This is a genomic window from Kineococcus anabasis, from assembly GCF_054590795.1.
This window is the reverse complement of record NZ_BAAIHU010000012.1, coordinates 102578-117114: the sequence shown is the minus strand read 5'-3', so window position 1 is coordinate 117114 and position 14537 is coordinate 102578. Positions and strand designations below refer to the sequence as shown.

Sequence of the window (14537 nt, the reverse complement as noted above, 5' to 3'; positions counted from 1 at the left end):
GCCCGGCGGAGCGCTCCCGGCGGTCCGTGCGAGCATCGGGCCGTGCCACGGCAGGACCCCTCCCGGCGCCCCGCGGGCGCGGTGCGGCAGGGCGTCGCCGTGGGCGTCGCCACCGGCCTGTACGGCATCTCCTTCGGCGCGCTCTCCGTCGCGGCGGGCCTGTCCGTGGCCGAGACCTGCGCCCTCAGCCTGCTCATGTTCACCGGCGGCTCCCAGTTCGCCTTCGTCGGCGTGGTGGCGGCCGGCGGCTCCGGTGCCGCCGCGACGGCCGGCGCCGCGCTGCTCGGCGTGCGCAACGGGTTCTACGGCCTGCGCCTCAGCCCCCTGGTCCGCCCGCGCGGGTGGTGGCGGCTGCCGGCCGCGCACCTGACGATCGACGAGTCGGCGGCCGTGGCCACCGCCCAGGACGACGAGGACGAGCGGCGCCGCGGTTTCTGGGCGGCGGGGCTGTCCGTGTTCGTGTGCTGGAACGCCCTCACCCTGGCCGGTGCGCTGCTCGGGGACGCCCTGGGCGACCCGGGCCGCTGGGGGCTGGACGGCGCGGCGGCCGCGGCGTTCCTCGCGCTGCTGTGGCCGCGGCTGCGGCGGCGCAGGGCGCGGGCCGTGGGGGCGCTGGCCGCGCTGGTGGCGGTGCTGCTGGTGCCGGCCGCCGCGCCCGGGGTCCCGGTGCTGGCCGCCGCCGTGGTGGCCGCCGCCGCGGCGCTGCTCACCGGGCGCACCCGGCGGGGGCCGCGGCGGCGCGGGGTGCCGCGGTGACGGGCTGGCTGCTCCTGGCGTGCGCGGTGTGCGCGGCGCTGAAGCTGGCGGGCTGGCTGGTGCCGGCGTCGGTGCTGGCCGACGAGCGCGTCGCGGACGTGGTGGACCTCGTGACCGTGGGCCTGCTCGCGGCGCTGGTCGCGGTGCAGACCGTGGGCGGCGCCGGCGGGCTGGTCCTCGACGCGCGGCTGGCGGCGCTGGTGGGGGCGGCGGTGGCGCTGGCGCTGCGCGCGCCGTTCGTCGTGGTGGTGCTGGTGGGCGCGGCGGTGGCGGCGGGGTGCCGGGCGCTGGGCTGGGGCTGAGCGGCAGGACGGGCGCACCCGGCCGTCCCTAGGGTCGGGACATGCTGGTCGTGGAGGCGGTGCACCGGCGCTTCGGGGCGCGCACGGCCCTGGACGGCGTGAGCCTGACGGTGCCGCGGCGGCGCACCGCGGAGCTGCTGGAGCGCCTGGGGCTGGCGCAGCGCGCCCGCGAGCCCCTGGAGTCGCTGTCCCTGGGGAACCAGCAGCGGGTGCAGATCGCCGCCGCGCTGGTGCACGACCCGGAGCTGCTGGTGCTGGACGAGCCGTTCAGCGGCCTGGACCCCCTGGCGGTGCAGGCCGTGGCGGAGCTGCTGCGCGAGCGCGCCGCCGCCGGGGTGGGCGTGCTGTTCTCCAGGCACCAGCTGGACCTGGTGGAGCGGCTGTGCGACGAGCTGGTGGTGCTGCGCGCGGGCCGGGTCGTGGCGGCTGGGGAGCCGGGGGTGCTGCGCCGGGCCGGTGGGGCCGCGCGGCACGTCCTGGAGGTGGACGGGGACCTCGGGTGGCTCGCGCGGGTGCCGGGGGTGCGGGTGGTGGAGGTGTCCGGGGGCCGGGCGGTGTTCGAGCCCGCGGCGCCGCACGTCGCGCAGGACGTGCTGGCCGGGGCGCTGCGCCGGGGGCCGGTGCGGGCCTTCGCGCCGCTCCTGCCGACCCTGGGGGAGCTGTTCGCGGAGGTGGCGGGGTGAGCGCCGCCCGGGGGGTGCGGGGGGTGCGGGGGCTGTGGTGGCTGGTGGCGCGCCGGGAGGTGGCGGTGCGGGTGCGCGACCGGGGGTTCGTGGTCTCCACGCTGCTGATGCTGGCGATCGTGCTGGGCGCGGTGCTGGTGCCGCAGCTGCTGGCCGGTGGCGTGCAGCGGTACGAGGTGGCGGCGGTCGCGGGCACGGCGCCCCTGCTGGCGGGGGGCGGGGACGGCGCGGGCGGCGCGGTGGTCGCGGTGCGCCGCGTGCGGGACGTGGCCGGGGCCGAGGCCCTGGTGCGCGCCGGCTCGGTGGACGCGGCGCTGCTGCCAGGTGCCGCCGGGCGGGTGGAGCTGGTGGGGGACGGGGCGCTGCCGCCGGGGCTCGTGGCCGCCGTCGCGGAGCGGGCGCGGGAGGCGCAGGTGCTGGCGGGTCTCGCGGAGGCCGGGGTGCCCCGGGAGCGGGCCGCGCGGTTGCTGGCGACCCCGGCGCCGGCGCAGCGGCTGCTGGCGCCGGGGGCGGTGGACCCGGCCACGGTGCTGCTGCTGGGCCTGGCCTCCGCGGTCCTGTTCTCCCAGGTGGTGCTGGTCTTCGGCTTCGGCTTCGCCATCGCGCAGAGCGTCGTGCAGGAGAAGCAGACGCGGGTCGTGGAGCTGCTCGTGACGGCGGTGCCGGTGCGCCTGCTGCTCGTCGGGAAGATCGTGGGCAACGGGCTGCTGGCGCTGGGGCAGCTGGCGCTGCTGGTGGCGGCGGGGCTGGCGGGGGTCGCGCTGGGCGGCTCGGGGGCGCTGCGGGACCTGCCGGCGCTGCCGGTGGCGGCGCTGTGGTTCCTGGTGTTCTTCGCGGTGGGCTTCGCGATGCTGTCGTGCCTGTGGGCGGCGGCGGGGGCGATGGCCAGCCGGCTGGAGGACCTGACGTCGACGGCGACGCCGGTGCAGCTCCTCGTGCTGGTGCCGTTCTGCGCGGCGGTGCTCGTGCAGGATCCTGGTCCGGTGCAGACCGTCCTGTCCTACGTGCCGCTGTCGTCGCCGCTGGTGATGCCGCGGCGGGTCCTGTCGGGCGACGCGGCGGCGTGGGAGCCGTTCGCGGCGCTGGCGCTGGTCGCGCTCACGGCGTGGGTGCTGGTGGTGGTGGCGCGGCGGCTCTACGAGAACTCGCTGCTGCGCACGGGCCGGGCCCTGGGGCTGCGCGCGGCGTGGGCGCGGCCAGAGTGAGCGGGGAGCCGCACGGGGTGAGCGAGCAGGACGGGCTGGACGCCGTGCCCTCCCGGTCCGGCCCGCCCGGCGGGCCCGACCCCGGCGCGGAGCGCGTGGTGGGGGTCGGGCCGTGGCCGGGCGGGCCGGCCGCGTGGCCCGGCGATGCCCGTTTCGACCCCGAGTTGCTCGCAACGGGCGACCGCCGGAACGTCGAGGACCGCTTCCGGTACTGGTCCAACGAGGCGATCGTCGCCGAGCTGGACCGGACGCGGAACGCCCTGCACGTGGCGGTGGAGAACTGGCAGCACGACGCGAACATCGGCTCGGTCGTGCGGACCGCGAACGCGGTGAACGCCGCGGGGGTGCACGTGGTGGGCCGCCGCCGCTGGAACCGGCGCGGCGCGATGGTCACCGACCGCTACCTGCACGTGCGGCACCACGCGGACGTGGGGGAGCTGGCCGCGTGGGCGCGCGGTGCAGGCCTGACCCTGGTGGGGATCGACAACGTGCCCGGGTCGGTACCCCTGGAGACGTTCGACCTGCCCCGGGACGCGCTCCTGCTGTTCGGTCAGGAGGGGCCGGGGCTGTCGGCCGAGGCGCTGGCGGAGTGCGCCGCGGTGCTGGCCATCGGCCAGTTCGGCTCCACCCGCTCGATCAACGTGGGCGCGGCGGCGGCGGTGGCGATGCACGCCTGGGTCCGCCGGCACGTCTTCGGCCAGGTGCCGTAGCACTCCCCGGCGCCGCCCCGCCCGGCGCGGGGACGTCCTGCCGCGCGACACCGGGGTGTCGCGCCCAGGACGTCCCCGTTCCCGCGGGGTGGGTGGGGCTCAGGGCAGGCGCAGGACCTGGCCGACGCGGATGGCGCCGGGGTTGGCGCCGATGACGTCGCGGTTGGCGTCGTACACCGCACGCCAGCCGCCGCGCACGCCGTTGCGGGTGGCGATGCGGTACAGGGTCTCGCCGGGGGCGACGGTGTGGGTGCGGGCGCCGGCGAGGTGTGCGGGCGCCGGGGCGGGGGCCGCCGCGGGAGCGGGGGCCGGCGCCGGGGCGGGGGCCGGGCGGCCCAGGAGGCGGGCCTCGGCGCCGACCGGGTCGGCCGCACCGCGCAGGCCCAGCTTGCGGGAGCACGAGGGCCACGCACGCCAGCCCTGGCGGGCCAGGGTGCGCTCGGCGACGACGATCTGCTGCTCGCGGGTGGCGCGGTCGGCGCGGGGGGCGAACTGCCCGCCGCCGAAGGCGTTCCAGGTGCCGCGGCTGAACTGCAGGCCGCCGTAGTAGCCGTTGCCGGTGTTGATGTGCCAGTTGCCGCCGGACTCGCAGCGGGCGAGGCGGTCCCACTCGGACTCCGCCGCGGCGCTGGCGCTGCCGGCCGAGGAGACGATCATGGTGGCCCCGGCGGCGCCGGCGGCCAGGGTGAGGGCGCCGCGGCGGGCGAGGGCGGCGGTGACCGGCGCGGACTCGGCGCGGTGGCGGGGGGTGTGCTTGGGGGTGCGGGCGCGCGGGAACGCAGACATGACGGATGACCTCCAACGCCTGCGAGGTCAGCTGTCGGGTTCGGGTCGAAGGTTGTTGACCCGGCCGCCGGGAGGCGGCTTCACCCCGAGGACGCACCGCAAGCGGTGTGTCCGAGGAACCTGTGGGTCCCCCGCTCCTGCCCGTTCTCGACTCCTGTGCCGGTCGCGGCGGGCAGGACTCGGCGTGTCCGCGACCGTGCCCCGTCGTCGACGGGGCAGGGCGAAGGTAACAAGTTCGCAAGGATCCGTACACATCGGAGACGTTTGTCACACCACGACTGCGCACAGTTGACAAGCGGTGTGACGGACGGGGCGCGTGTGGGGACCGACCCCCGCGCGCCCCGACCGGTCCGCTCCCGGTGCGCCGTGCGGCCGCTCAGCGGCCCCGCGCGGCCCCGCGCGGCCCGACGGGCCCGTCGGCCGCCTCCGACTCCGCCAGCAGCTTCACCACGGCGTCCTGGATGCGCGGGGTGAACGACGAGGCCTTCTCGCCCGGCACGCCCCGCAGCGGCTCGCCGAAGCGCACCGTCACGCGGGGGCGGCCCGGTGCCGGCCAGTTGCGCCTGGGCGGCATCGCCTCGTACGTGCCCCGCAGCGCCACCGGCACGACGGGCACGTCGTTCTCCAGGGCGACGTACGCGGCGCCCTTCTTGAACTCCCGCAGCCTGCCGTCGTAGGAGCGGCCCCCCTCGGGGAACCAGATGAGGTTCCAGCCCTGCGCCAGCAGGTCCGCCGGGGTGCTGGAGACACCGCCCCGGCGCTCCAGCGGGAAGGTGCCGATGACCAGGCCCGAGGCCGTGGCGCGCCACCACACGTCGAAGAAGTAGTCGGCCGCGGCCGCGGCCGCCGTGCGCCGGCGGCGCCTGCCCGGCAGCGCCCGCAGCAGCACCGCGGTGTCCAGGTGCGAGGAGTGGTTGGCGACGATCACGACGGGGCCCTCGATGCGGTCGAAGACGTCCGCGCCGAACACGTCGGTGGCCACCTCCGCACGCAGCACCGGGAACAGCAGCCCCCGCTGCAGCCCGGTGCGCACCGCGGTCGCCGGCCGGGTGCGCACCCAGTCGTTGGAGTGCACCCGCTTCGGGCGCCGCTCACCCCCCGGGCCGCCGGGGCCCGCGGACCCGCCCGCACCCGGCGACCCGCCCCGCAGGCGCTGCACGAGGGCCAGCAGGCGGGAGGGACCGGGCGTCGACATCAGCATGGTCATCGGCGGGCCTCCTCGCCCTGGGCCGTCGCGGCGGCCGGTGTTCCCGCAGCGGCGGTGTGTGTCTCGGCCGCGTCCGCGGCGCGTGGGGTGGCACGGGGCACGCCGCGCATCCAATCACGGAACCCCCGGCGGGGCCGGTCGCCGCCGCGCGGGCGGCGACCGGGCCGCCGCGGGACCGGTCGCGGGGTCAGTCGCGGCCCGCCAGGATGCGCTGCGGCAGGCGCAGCCGGCTGCTGGAGGCGTCCGTCGTCCAGTCCACCACCGGCCAGCGGGCCGCCCGCGCCGCCCGGAACAGCGGCACGTCCGGGGACACCGCCGCCGGGGAGCCCACCGTGCGAAGCAGCGGCAGGTCGGAGTGGGAGTCCGCGTAGGCGTGGCCGGCGGCCAGGTCCGCGCCCTGCGTCTCGGCGTACCGGCGCAGCCACGCCGCCCGCGACTCGCCCACCAGCGGCGGGGAGGTCAGGAAGCCCGTCGCGCGCCGGCGCCCCTCGCCGTCCAGCCGCTCCTCCAGCTCCGTGCACACCACCTCGTCGAACAGGCCCGTCAGCGGCCGGGTGATGGGCCGCACGTCGCCGGTCATGAGGATCGTGCGGTGCCCCGCCTCGCGGTGGGCCGAGATGCGGCGCAGCGCGTCGGAGCTGATCTGCGCGAGGAGCTGCGGGCCCACCACGTCGTCCACGTACGCCTCGAGCTCGTCGAGGTCCACGCCGGCGTAGCCGCGGAACAGCGAGCGCAGGAAGCTGCCGCGGTCGCGGCGCTCGGCGCCGATCCACCCCGGCAGGCGGCCGCTGATCCGCGCGAACTCCCGCACCCGCGCGCCGGCGTCGAGCTGGGACAGGCGCAGCTGCAGGTACGTGTCCACGACGGTGCCCGGCTTCAGGGTGCCGGCGAGGTCGAACACCGCCAGCACGGGCGCGTCCCCCTCCGCCACCGGCCTGAGGGGGCGCAGCCCCGAGGCGGCCTCGCCCTCCTTGCGGCGGCGGCGGATCTCGTCGTACTTGCGCATCTGCGCCGTGACGGAGGGGCAGTGGATGTCCTCCACGTACTCCCGCCAGTCGATCACCGCGGTGTCGAAGCCCCACGCGTCCACGTCCGCCGGGTCCAGGGAGCGGTGCAGGGCGAGGGTGTTGTCGTCCGCGAAGCGCAGCTCGGCCTGCGTGTAGACCTGGTACAGCTCCATGTAGCGGCGCAGGAACTCCAGCTGGCGGCGCTGCTTGTCGAGCTTGCCGGCGGTCTCGCGGGCCCGGCGGCTGCGCGGGGCCACGCCCAGGGCGCGGTCGGCCAGCCGCAGGGCCAGCTCGCCGCGCACGAGCTGCTTCTCCACCTTGTCGGCGCCGGGGAAGGCCCACACCGGCAGCTCGGCGGGAGCCCGGTCGAACGGGTGCCGGCCGAAGTAGGCGCGGATGTGCTCGTACAGCGTGCGCAGCGTCACGGGGTTCCGGGCGCCGGAGCTGACGTGGTAGTACGCGGGCGCACCCAGCGCCGGCGGCGTGGCGGCCACCTTGAGGATCGCGTTGACGACGTGGTCGATGGGCACGACGTCCATCACCGAGTCCGGCGCGGCGGGGAACTCCGGCAGCTCGCCGCGGCCGTAGGCCAGGATGATCGGCTCGGCCATCTTGAAGCCCTCGATCCACCCCGGGTGCGGGTGCTTCAGCGCCGACTCGATGATGCTGGGCCGCACGATGCTCGTGGGGACGACCGGCGCGGAGAGCTGCTCGACGACCCGCTCGCCCATGGCCTTGGTGAACGTGTAGACGTCCGTCCAGCCCAGGGTGCGGGCGCGCTCGCGGCCGGCGGCCTTCTGCTGCTCCACCACCCACTCGCAGCGGCGGCGCTCGGCGTCGGCGGCGGCGGTCAGCGGCCCGGCGTGCCCGTGCTCGCGCTCGGCCTCCCGCAGGAACCGCGTCAGGTGCTCCTGGGTGCGGGAGAGGTCCTCGATGCGCGCGGCGACCCGCTCGGCGGCGGCGGTCTCCACGGACCGGTCGACGGTGTGGTCCACGGCGCGCTCGGGCACCGAGCCGCGTCGGCGGCCGCCGACGTAGGCGGTGGAGATGTGCACGTAGTGGATCTGCGAGGCGGTGCGCCCGTCGGCCTCCAGCACGCGCTGCACGAGGCGCTCGGTGCCCAGGACGTTCGTGCTGAACGCCTCCTGGATCACCGGGTCGAAGGAGACGTCCCCGGCGCAGTGGATCACCACGTCGAGGTCGCCGGGCAGGGCGGGGACGTCGTCGAGGTCGGCCTCGAAGACCTCCAGCCGCTCGGCGAGGACCCGGTCGGCGTCGAGGCCCGCGAAGATGGGCTTGCGCAGCAGCTTGCGCATGCGGTCCTCGCCGGACTGGCCCGGCTTGGGGCGGACGAGGGCGACGACCCGGGTCCCGGGCAGGTCCACGAGCAGGCGCTGCAGCAGGGCCTCGCCCACGAATCCGGTGACACCCGTCAGGAAGAGGCGCTTGCCGTCGAGCTCGTCAGCCAGTCTCACGAGGAGGAATCCAACCACGTCACCGGGACGGGGCCGTCCGCCCGCGGCGCCGCCCGGACCCGTCCGGGTGGTGCCGCGCGGCCTGTCCGCGTGACACGGGGGGACGCGGGAGGCCAGGATTCGCGCGGGGCGGCCAGGCAGCGGCGCCCCCGTCGCCACGGCGGGTGCGGCGGCGCCGCGCGCTCACAGGGTCGTGGGCGCACGGGGCCACGGGCCGGCACCGCCGGGCGGCGCGGACCGCACGAGGAGGCGGCTGTGTCCACGACCACCAACCCACCCGGGGGCGGCACCCCGACCCCACCCGGGGGCGGCTCCCACACGCCCGGCGGGTCCGGCCCCGCCGGCGCCCCGTCGAGGCGGCGGCCGACGGCGGGGGGCATCGCGCTGTGGACGGCGGTGTCCCTGCTGGGCGCCACCGCCTGGACCGTGCTCGCCCTCTCGCGCGGGGAGCGGGTGTCGGCGCTGTGGATCCTGTTCGCGGCGCTGGCGTCCTACGCGATCGCGTACCGGTTCTACGCGCGGTTCATCGCCACCCGCGTCCTGCAGGTCGACGACCGGCGCGCCACCCCGGCCGAGCGGCTGGAGAACGGCCTCGACTACGAGGTGACCGACCGCCGGGTGCTGTTCGGCCACCACTTCGCGGCCATCGCGGGCGCCGGGCCGCTGGTCGGGCCGGTGCTGGCCGCGCAGATGGGCTACCTGCCCGGCACGATCTGGATCGTCGTCGGCGTCATCTTCGCCGGTGCTGTGCAGGACATGACGGTGATGTTCTTCTCCCTGCGCCGCGACGGGAAGAGCCTCGGGCAGATGGTGCGCGAGGAGATCGGCCCGGTGGGCGGCGCCGCGGCCCTCGTCGCCGTCTTCGCCATCATGATCATCATCCTGGCGGTGCTGGCGCTCATCGTCGTCAACGCCCTCGCCGAGTCCCCCTGGGGTGTCTTCTCCATCGCGCTGACCATCCCGATCGCCCTGTTCATGGGCCTGTACCTGCGGGTGCTGCGGCCGGGCCGGGTCCTGGAGGCCACGGCGATCGGCGTGGTGCTGCTGCTGCTGGCGATCGTCGGCGGCGGGTACGTGGAGCAGCTGGGCCTGGCGGAGAGCCTGACCCTGTCCAAGGAGGCGCTCGTCGTGGCGCTCGTCGTCTACGGCTTCGTCGCCTCGGTGCTGCCGGTGTGGCTGCTGCTGACCCCGCGCGACTACCTCTCGACGTTCATGAAGATCGGCGTCATCGTCCTGCTGGCCGTCAGCCTGCTCGTGGCGCGGCCGCTGCTGGCCAACGACGCGGTGAGCCCCTTCGCCCTGTCGGGGACGGGGCCGGTGTTCGCGGGCTCCCTCTTCCCGTTCGTCTTCATCACCATCGCGTGCGGTGCCCTCTCCGGTTTCCACGCGCTGATCGCCTCCGGCACCACGCCGAAGATGATCCAGAAGGAGAGCCAGGTCCGGCTCATCGGGTACGGCGGCATGCTCATGGAGTCCTTCGTCGCCATCAGCGCGCTCATCGCCGCCTCGGTCATCGACCAGGGCGTGTACTTCGCGATGAACTCCCCGGCCGGCGCCACGGGTGGCACCCCGGAGTCCACGGCGCAGTTCCTCGCCGGCATCGGCATCAGCACGACACCGGAGACCCTGGCCAGCACCTCCGCGGCCGTGGAGGAGCAGATCATCTCCCGCACCGGCGGGGCGCCGACCCTGGCGCTCGGCATCGCGCAGATCTTCTCCAGCGCCTTCGGCGGCACGCTGATGGCGTTCTGGTACCACTTCGCGATCATGTTCGAGGCGCTGTTCATCCTCACCGCCGTCGACGCCGGCACCCGCGTGGGCCGCTTCATGCTCCAGGACACCGTCGGCAACGTGTGGAAGCGGTTCGGCGACCTGTCCTGGCGCCCGGGCACCTACCTCGCCAGCGCCGTCGTCGTCGGGGCGTGGGGGTGGTTCCTCTACCTCGGCGTCACCGACCCCCTCGGCGGCGTCAACCAGCTCTTCCCGCTGTTCGGCATCGCCAACCAGCTCCTCGCGGCCATCGCGCTGACGCTGGCGACGACGCTGCTCATCAAGCACGGCCGGGCGAAGTGGGCCTGGGTGCCGGGGATCGCGCTGGTCTGGGACCTGGTCGTCACGATGACGGCCAGCTACCAGAAGATCTTCTCCGACAACCCCAAGATCGGGTACTTCTCGCAGGCCTCGCTCTACCGCGACACCCTGCAGTCCCAGGGGCTGCTCGCCCCGGCGAAGACGCCGGAGCAGATGGAGCAGATCATCCGCAACTCCACGATCAACGGGTTCCTCCAGACGCTCTTCGCCCTGCTCGTGGTCGTGGTCCTGGTCAACGCCGCCGTCGTCGTCGCGCGGGCGCTCAAGGCGGGTTCCCTGCCCACCACGGAGGTGCCGGCGGTGGAGTCCCGCATCGTCGCCCCCTCCGGGCTGTTCCCCACCGCCGAGGAGAAGCAGGCGATGGCGCGGCAGCAGGAGACGGCACTGCGGTGAGCGCGCTGCTCCGGCTCCTGCGGGGGGTGCGCTGGTACGCCCGGGCCCTGGCGGGGGAGACCCGCTGGGACGAGTACCTCGCGCACTGCACCGAGCACGGCCACGAGCCGGTGTCCCGGCGGGAGTTCGAGCGCACCCGCGCCGACGCCGCCGCGGCGCGCCCGCAGTCGCGCTGCTGCTGAGCAGCACCCGCAGTCGTACTGCTGCTGGCCGCAGCCGTGGTCCCCGCCCCCGCCCCGGGAGCGGGGACCACGCGCGTGCGGGGCGGGGGAAACGGCCGGGCAGGTCCGGGCGGGCGTGCCGTATCGTCGCCACCCGTCCCGGCGGGCCCCGTCGACCGGTCCCGGTCGGGCGCCCCGGGCCCGAGATCGGAGGATCGTGAAGGTCGAGGCGACGCCCCCGCGCGGCTTCCGGGACCTGCTGCCCGCCGACGTGGCGCTGCGCTCGCAGGTGCTGGGCACCATCACCCGCGCCTACACCGCCGCCGGGTTCCAGCAGGTGGAGACCCCCGCCGTGGAGGCGCTGCACCGCCTGCAGTCCGACTCCGGCGGCGAGAACGAGAAGATGCTCTTCCGCATCCTGCGCCGCGGCCTCGACGAGGACGCCCCCGTGCTGCCGGCCGACGCGTGCGACCTCGGCCTGCGCTACGACCTCACCGTGCCGCTGGCGCGGTACTACGCGGGCAACCGGGCGCAGCTGCCCAGCCCGTTCCGCAGCCTGCAGATCGGGCCCGTGTGGCGCGCCGAGCGCCCGCAGAAGGGCCGCTTCCGCCAGTTCGTGCAGTGCGACATCGACGTCCTGGGGGAGGCGTCGGTGCTGGCCGAGGCCGAGCTGTGCGTCGCGACGCTCGGCGTGCTCGGCGAGCTGGGCCTGAGCGGCTGCGTGCTGCGCGTCAACGACCGGCGGATCCTCGCGGGGATGCTGGAGACCGCCGGGGTGTCCGCCGCGCTGCACGGGCGGGTCCTCGTCGCGGTGGACAAGTACGACAAGGTCGGCGCCGAGGGCGTGGCCGCGGAGGTGCGGGCCCTGGCGGGGCTGGAGCCGGCGGCGGCCGAGGCGGTCGCCGCGCTCGTGGCCGGTTTCGCGCCCACCGGCCCCGGTGGGGCGCTCATGCCCGCGGGCGCACCGGCCGAGGCGGCCGAGGGCATCGCGGTGATCTCCGACGCGGTGCGCCGCCTCGTCCCGGGCGCCGCCGTCGTCTTCGACCCCACGCTGGTGCGCGGCATGGGCTACTACACCGGGGCGATCTTCGAGGTGTCGCACCCGGCCTCCCGCAGCTCCATCGCGGGCGGCGGGCGCTACGACGGGCTGATCGGCAAGCTCGGCGGCGTGGACGTGCCCGCGTGCGGGTTCTCCCTCGGCTTCGAGCGGATCATCGAGCTCGTCGACGCGGCGGCGCTGCTGCCCACCCCGCGGGTGCTGGCCCTGCTGCACGAGGACGCCGGGGCGGTGACGCTCGGGCTGCTGCGGCAGCGCCTCGTCGCCGAGGGCTGGACGGTGCGGGCGGTGCGCCGGGCCAAGAACGTGCGCCGCCAGCTCGACGAGCTGCGGGCCGCCGGTGCGACCCACCACGTCTCGGTGCGCGGGGACGACCCGGAGCAGGAGCTGCCGCTGCGGGAGTTCGCCGGGGCCTGAGCCCCCGGCCGCGCCCCGTCCCCCCGCCTGGTCCCCCCGCCTCGTCCTCCCGCCCCGTCCTCCCGCCCTTCTCCGGGTTTCGGCGGGTTCGACGGTGCCTGTCGTCGCCCATCTCCGGGTTTCGGCGGGCTCGACGGTGCCTGTCGTCGCCCTTCTCCGGGTTTCGGCGGGCTCGACGGTGCCTGTCGTCGCCCTTCTCCGGGTATGGGCGGGCCGGAGTGGTCTCCTGGCCGCCCGTACCCGGAGATGGGCGGGCGGGCACTCCCGCGTCCCCGCCCACACCCGGAGATGGGCGGGCGGGCACTCCCGCGTCCCCGCCCACACCCGGGGATGGGCGACGACGACACTCCCGCGTCCCCGCCCACACCCGGGGACGGGCGGGCCGGGGTGGCTCCCTCCCCGCCCGGGCCCGGAGGAGGGCGCGTCGGAGCCCCCGGCTAGCGTCCGCCGGGTGCTCGGCTCCTCCCACGCCACGACCGGTCTCGCCGCCGGCGCCGCCCTGCTGCCCCTGGCGCCCGTCGCGGGCACCGCGGAGCAGCTGGCCTGGGTCGCGGCGTGGGGCGGTTTCGCGCTGCTGCCCGACCTCGACCAGGGCGGCATCGACTGGCGCCGGGGCCTGCCGCGGCTGACCGGCTCGACGGTGGCGACCATGTGGGGGCCGGTCACCACGAGCCTGTCCGGTGCGGTGTCCCGCCTCGCGCGCGGGCACCGGCAGGGCACCCACGACGTCCTCCTCGCCCCGCTCGTCTTCGGCGGGATCACCGCCCTGGCGGCGCTGTGGCAGTGGACGGCGATCGCGGCCCTGGCCCTGGCCCTCGGGATGGCGCTGCGGGCCTGCCACGCGGTGATCCCCGGCCGGGTGGAGACCACGGTCGTCGGCAACGCGGTCCTCTCCTGGGGCCTGGCGTGGTGGCTGACCACCCGCGAGCTGGGCGAGGTGACGTGGCTGCCGTGGGCGGTGGCCGGTGGTGTGGTCGTGCACATCCTCGGCGACCTGCTCACCCGCGGCGGGGTGCCGGTGCCGCTGAGCTGGCTGGGCCGGCGCCGGCGCGTGTCGCTGAACCTCTTCCGCACGGGCTCACCGGTCGAGCACCGCCTGGTCGTGCCGCTGGCCTCGGTCGCGGCGGTGTGGCTGGTGCTGCTGCACACGGGGGCGTGGGCGCGGGTGACCGGCTGACGGCCGCGCGGAGCGCGGCACCGGCTGATCGGGCAGGGTGTGCCCGTGGTGGAGATGTCCCGGGAGGAGTTCGAGGCGGCCGTCGCCGACGCCCTCGACGCCGTGCCGGAGGAGCTGGCGCGCGCCATGAGCAACGTGGTCGTCCTCGTGGAGGACTCCCCGCCGCCGGAGCAGCCCCCGGACCTGCTGGGGCTGTACGAGGGCACGCCCCTGACGGAGCGGGACTCCTGGTGGGCCGCCGGGGCGCTGCCCGACCGCATCACGATCTACCGGCTGCCGACGCTGGCGGTCTGCGAGGACGCCGAGGAGGTCGTCGACGAGGTGCTCACCACCGTCGTGCACGAGATCGCGCACCACTTCGGCATCGACGACGAGCGGCTCCACGAGCTGGGCTGGGGATGAGCACACCGATGAGCACACCGATGAGCACACCGATGAGCGCACCGGTGGGCGGGGGCGCGCACCCGCCCGTGCGCTGGCTGCTGGTCGCCGCGATGGCCGCCGAGGCCGTCCACCTGCCCGCCCGGCACCCCGCGGTGCTGGACGTGCTCGTCACCGGCATCGGCAAGGTGAACGCCGCCTCCCGCCTGGCGCACCGGCTCGCGCGGCTGGAGGCCACCGGAGGTGCGGAGGGCGTGGGCGTCCTCAACGTGGGCACCTGCGGCGGGCTGCGCGACGGCGTGCGCGGGGTGCTCGCGCCGTCGGAGGCGTGGGCGTGGGACGTCGGGCGCGTCGCGGTGCGCGCCCTGCCCGGCGAGGTGCCGCGGGAGTCCTACCCGCTGGTGCGGGGGGACGGCAGCACGATCGCCACGGGGGACTCCTTCGTCGCCGACGGGGCCCGCCGGGAGCTGCTGGCGCAGCGGGCGCACGTGGTGGACATGGAGTGCGCGGCGCTGGCGCAGACCTGCGCGCAGAGCGGGGTGCCGCTCGCGGCGCTGAAGTGGGTGAGCGACACCGCCGCCGAGGGCGCCCTCACCGACTTCGCCCGCCTCCTCGACCGCGGTGCGCGCGAGCTCGGCGCCGCCGTGCAGGCCTTCCTCGACGCACCCGCCTGAACCCGCACCCGCCTGAACCCGCGCCCGCCCGGGCCCGGACCCGCAGGCCCGTCGC

Annotated in this window: 14 protein-coding genes and 1 riboswitch; of the genes, 11 read left to right on the top strand and 3 right to left on the bottom strand. The window is 76.3% G+C overall.

What is annotated here, in order from left to right:
- The first annotated feature begins 42 nt into the window (after positions 1-42).
- The 5 genes from ACYQBY_RS19065 to ACYQBY_RS19045 are packed head-to-tail and all read left to right on the top strand — an operon-like array spanning position 43 to position 3656.
- The gene (locus ACYQBY_RS19065; protein WP_459645468.1) at positions 43-756 is read left to right on the top strand and encodes an AzlC family ABC transporter permease; all 714 of its coding nucleotides are present in this window, start codon (positions 43-45) and stop codon (positions 754-756) included.
- A complete protein-coding gene (locus ACYQBY_RS19060; RefSeq protein ID WP_459645467.1) occupies positions 753-1058 on the top strand; it encodes an AzlD domain-containing protein in 306 nt (101 codons plus the stop codon). The genes ACYQBY_RS19065 and ACYQBY_RS19060 overlap by 4 nt, the downstream gene beginning before the upstream one ends.
- 41 nt (positions 1059-1099) lie before the next feature.
- Positions 1100-1741, top strand: coding sequence for an ABC transporter ATP-binding protein (locus ACYQBY_RS19055; protein ID WP_459645466.1), 642 nt, complete (start codon positions 1100-1102; stop codon positions 1739-1741).
- Entirely contained in the window at positions 1738-2946 is a 1209-nt protein-coding gene (locus ACYQBY_RS19050; protein ID WP_459645465.1) for an ABC transporter permease, read from the top strand. Before ACYQBY_RS19055 ends, ACYQBY_RS19050 begins: the two co-directional genes overlap by 4 nt.
- Before the next feature lie 44 nt (positions 2947-2990).
- Positions 2991-3656 carry a TrmH family RNA methyltransferase gene (locus tag ACYQBY_RS19045; protein ID WP_459645619.1) on the top strand — a complete coding sequence of 222 codons (666 nt, stop codon included), beginning with the start codon at positions 2991-2993 and terminating at the stop codon, positions 3654-3656.
- 99 nt (positions 3657-3755) lie between these two features.
- On the opposite strand, the gene ACYQBY_RS19040 is transcribed toward ACYQBY_RS19045, so the two are convergent.
- The 3 genes from ACYQBY_RS19040 to ACYQBY_RS19030 form a co-directional block, all read right to left on the bottom strand.
- Positions 3756-4442: a LysM peptidoglycan-binding domain-containing protein gene (locus tag ACYQBY_RS19040; RefSeq protein ID WP_459645464.1), complete on the bottom strand. Its 687-nt coding sequence runs from the start codon at positions 4440-4442 to the stop codon at positions 3756-3758.
- 1 nt (position 4443) lies between these two features.
- Positions 4444-4623: riboswitch (cyclic di-AMP (ydaO/yuaA leader) on the bottom strand.
- A gap of 195 nt (positions 4624-4818) precedes the next feature.
- Positions 4819-5649: a lysophospholipid acyltransferase family protein gene (locus tag ACYQBY_RS19035; protein ID WP_459645463.1), complete on the bottom strand. Its 831-nt coding sequence runs from the start codon at positions 5647-5649 to the stop codon at positions 4819-4821.
- Between the two features lie 187 nt (positions 5650-5836).
- Positions 5837-8131, bottom strand: coding sequence for an SDR family oxidoreductase (locus ACYQBY_RS19030; protein WP_459645462.1), 2295 nt, complete (start codon positions 8129-8131; stop codon positions 5837-5839).
- A gap of 378 nt (positions 8132-8509) precedes the next feature.
- Between ACYQBY_RS19030 and ACYQBY_RS19025 the strand changes: the two genes are divergently transcribed.
- The 6 genes from ACYQBY_RS19025 to ACYQBY_RS19000 all read left to right on the top strand — a co-directional run bounded on the left by ACYQBY_RS19025 (position 8510) and on the right by ACYQBY_RS19000 (position 14482).
- Positions 8510-10615: a carbon starvation CstA family protein gene (locus ACYQBY_RS19025; protein ID WP_459645618.1), complete on the top strand. Its 2106-nt coding sequence runs from the start codon at positions 8510-8512 to the stop codon at positions 10613-10615.
- Positions 10612-10797, top strand: a complete 186-nt coding sequence (locus ACYQBY_RS19020; protein WP_459645461.1) for a YbdD/YjiX family protein — start codon at positions 10612-10614, stop codon at positions 10795-10797. The genes ACYQBY_RS19025 and ACYQBY_RS19020 overlap by 4 nt, the downstream gene beginning before the upstream one ends.
- A 196-nt stretch (positions 10798-10993) precedes the next feature.
- Positions 10994-12250, top strand: coding sequence for a histidine--tRNA ligase (gene hisS, locus ACYQBY_RS19015; protein ID WP_459645460.1), 1257 nt, complete (start codon positions 10994-10996; stop codon positions 12248-12250).
- Between the two features lie 451 nt (positions 12251-12701).
- Positions 12702-13427, top strand: coding sequence for a metal-dependent hydrolase (locus ACYQBY_RS19010; RefSeq protein WP_459645459.1), 726 nt, complete (start codon positions 12702-12704; stop codon positions 13425-13427).
- Positions 13428-13481: 54 nt separating this feature from the next.
- On the top strand, positions 13482-13829 hold the full coding sequence (locus ACYQBY_RS19005; RefSeq protein ID WP_459645617.1) for a metallopeptidase family protein: 348 nt from the start codon (positions 13482-13484) through the stop codon (positions 13827-13829).
- A 32-nt stretch (positions 13830-13861) separates the two neighbouring features.
- Positions 13862-14482 (top strand): nucleosidase, encoded by a 621-nt coding sequence (locus tag ACYQBY_RS19000; protein ID WP_459645458.1) that lies wholly within the window; start codon positions 13862-13864, stop codon positions 14480-14482.
- The last annotated feature ends 55 nt before the right edge of the window (positions 14483-14537 follow it).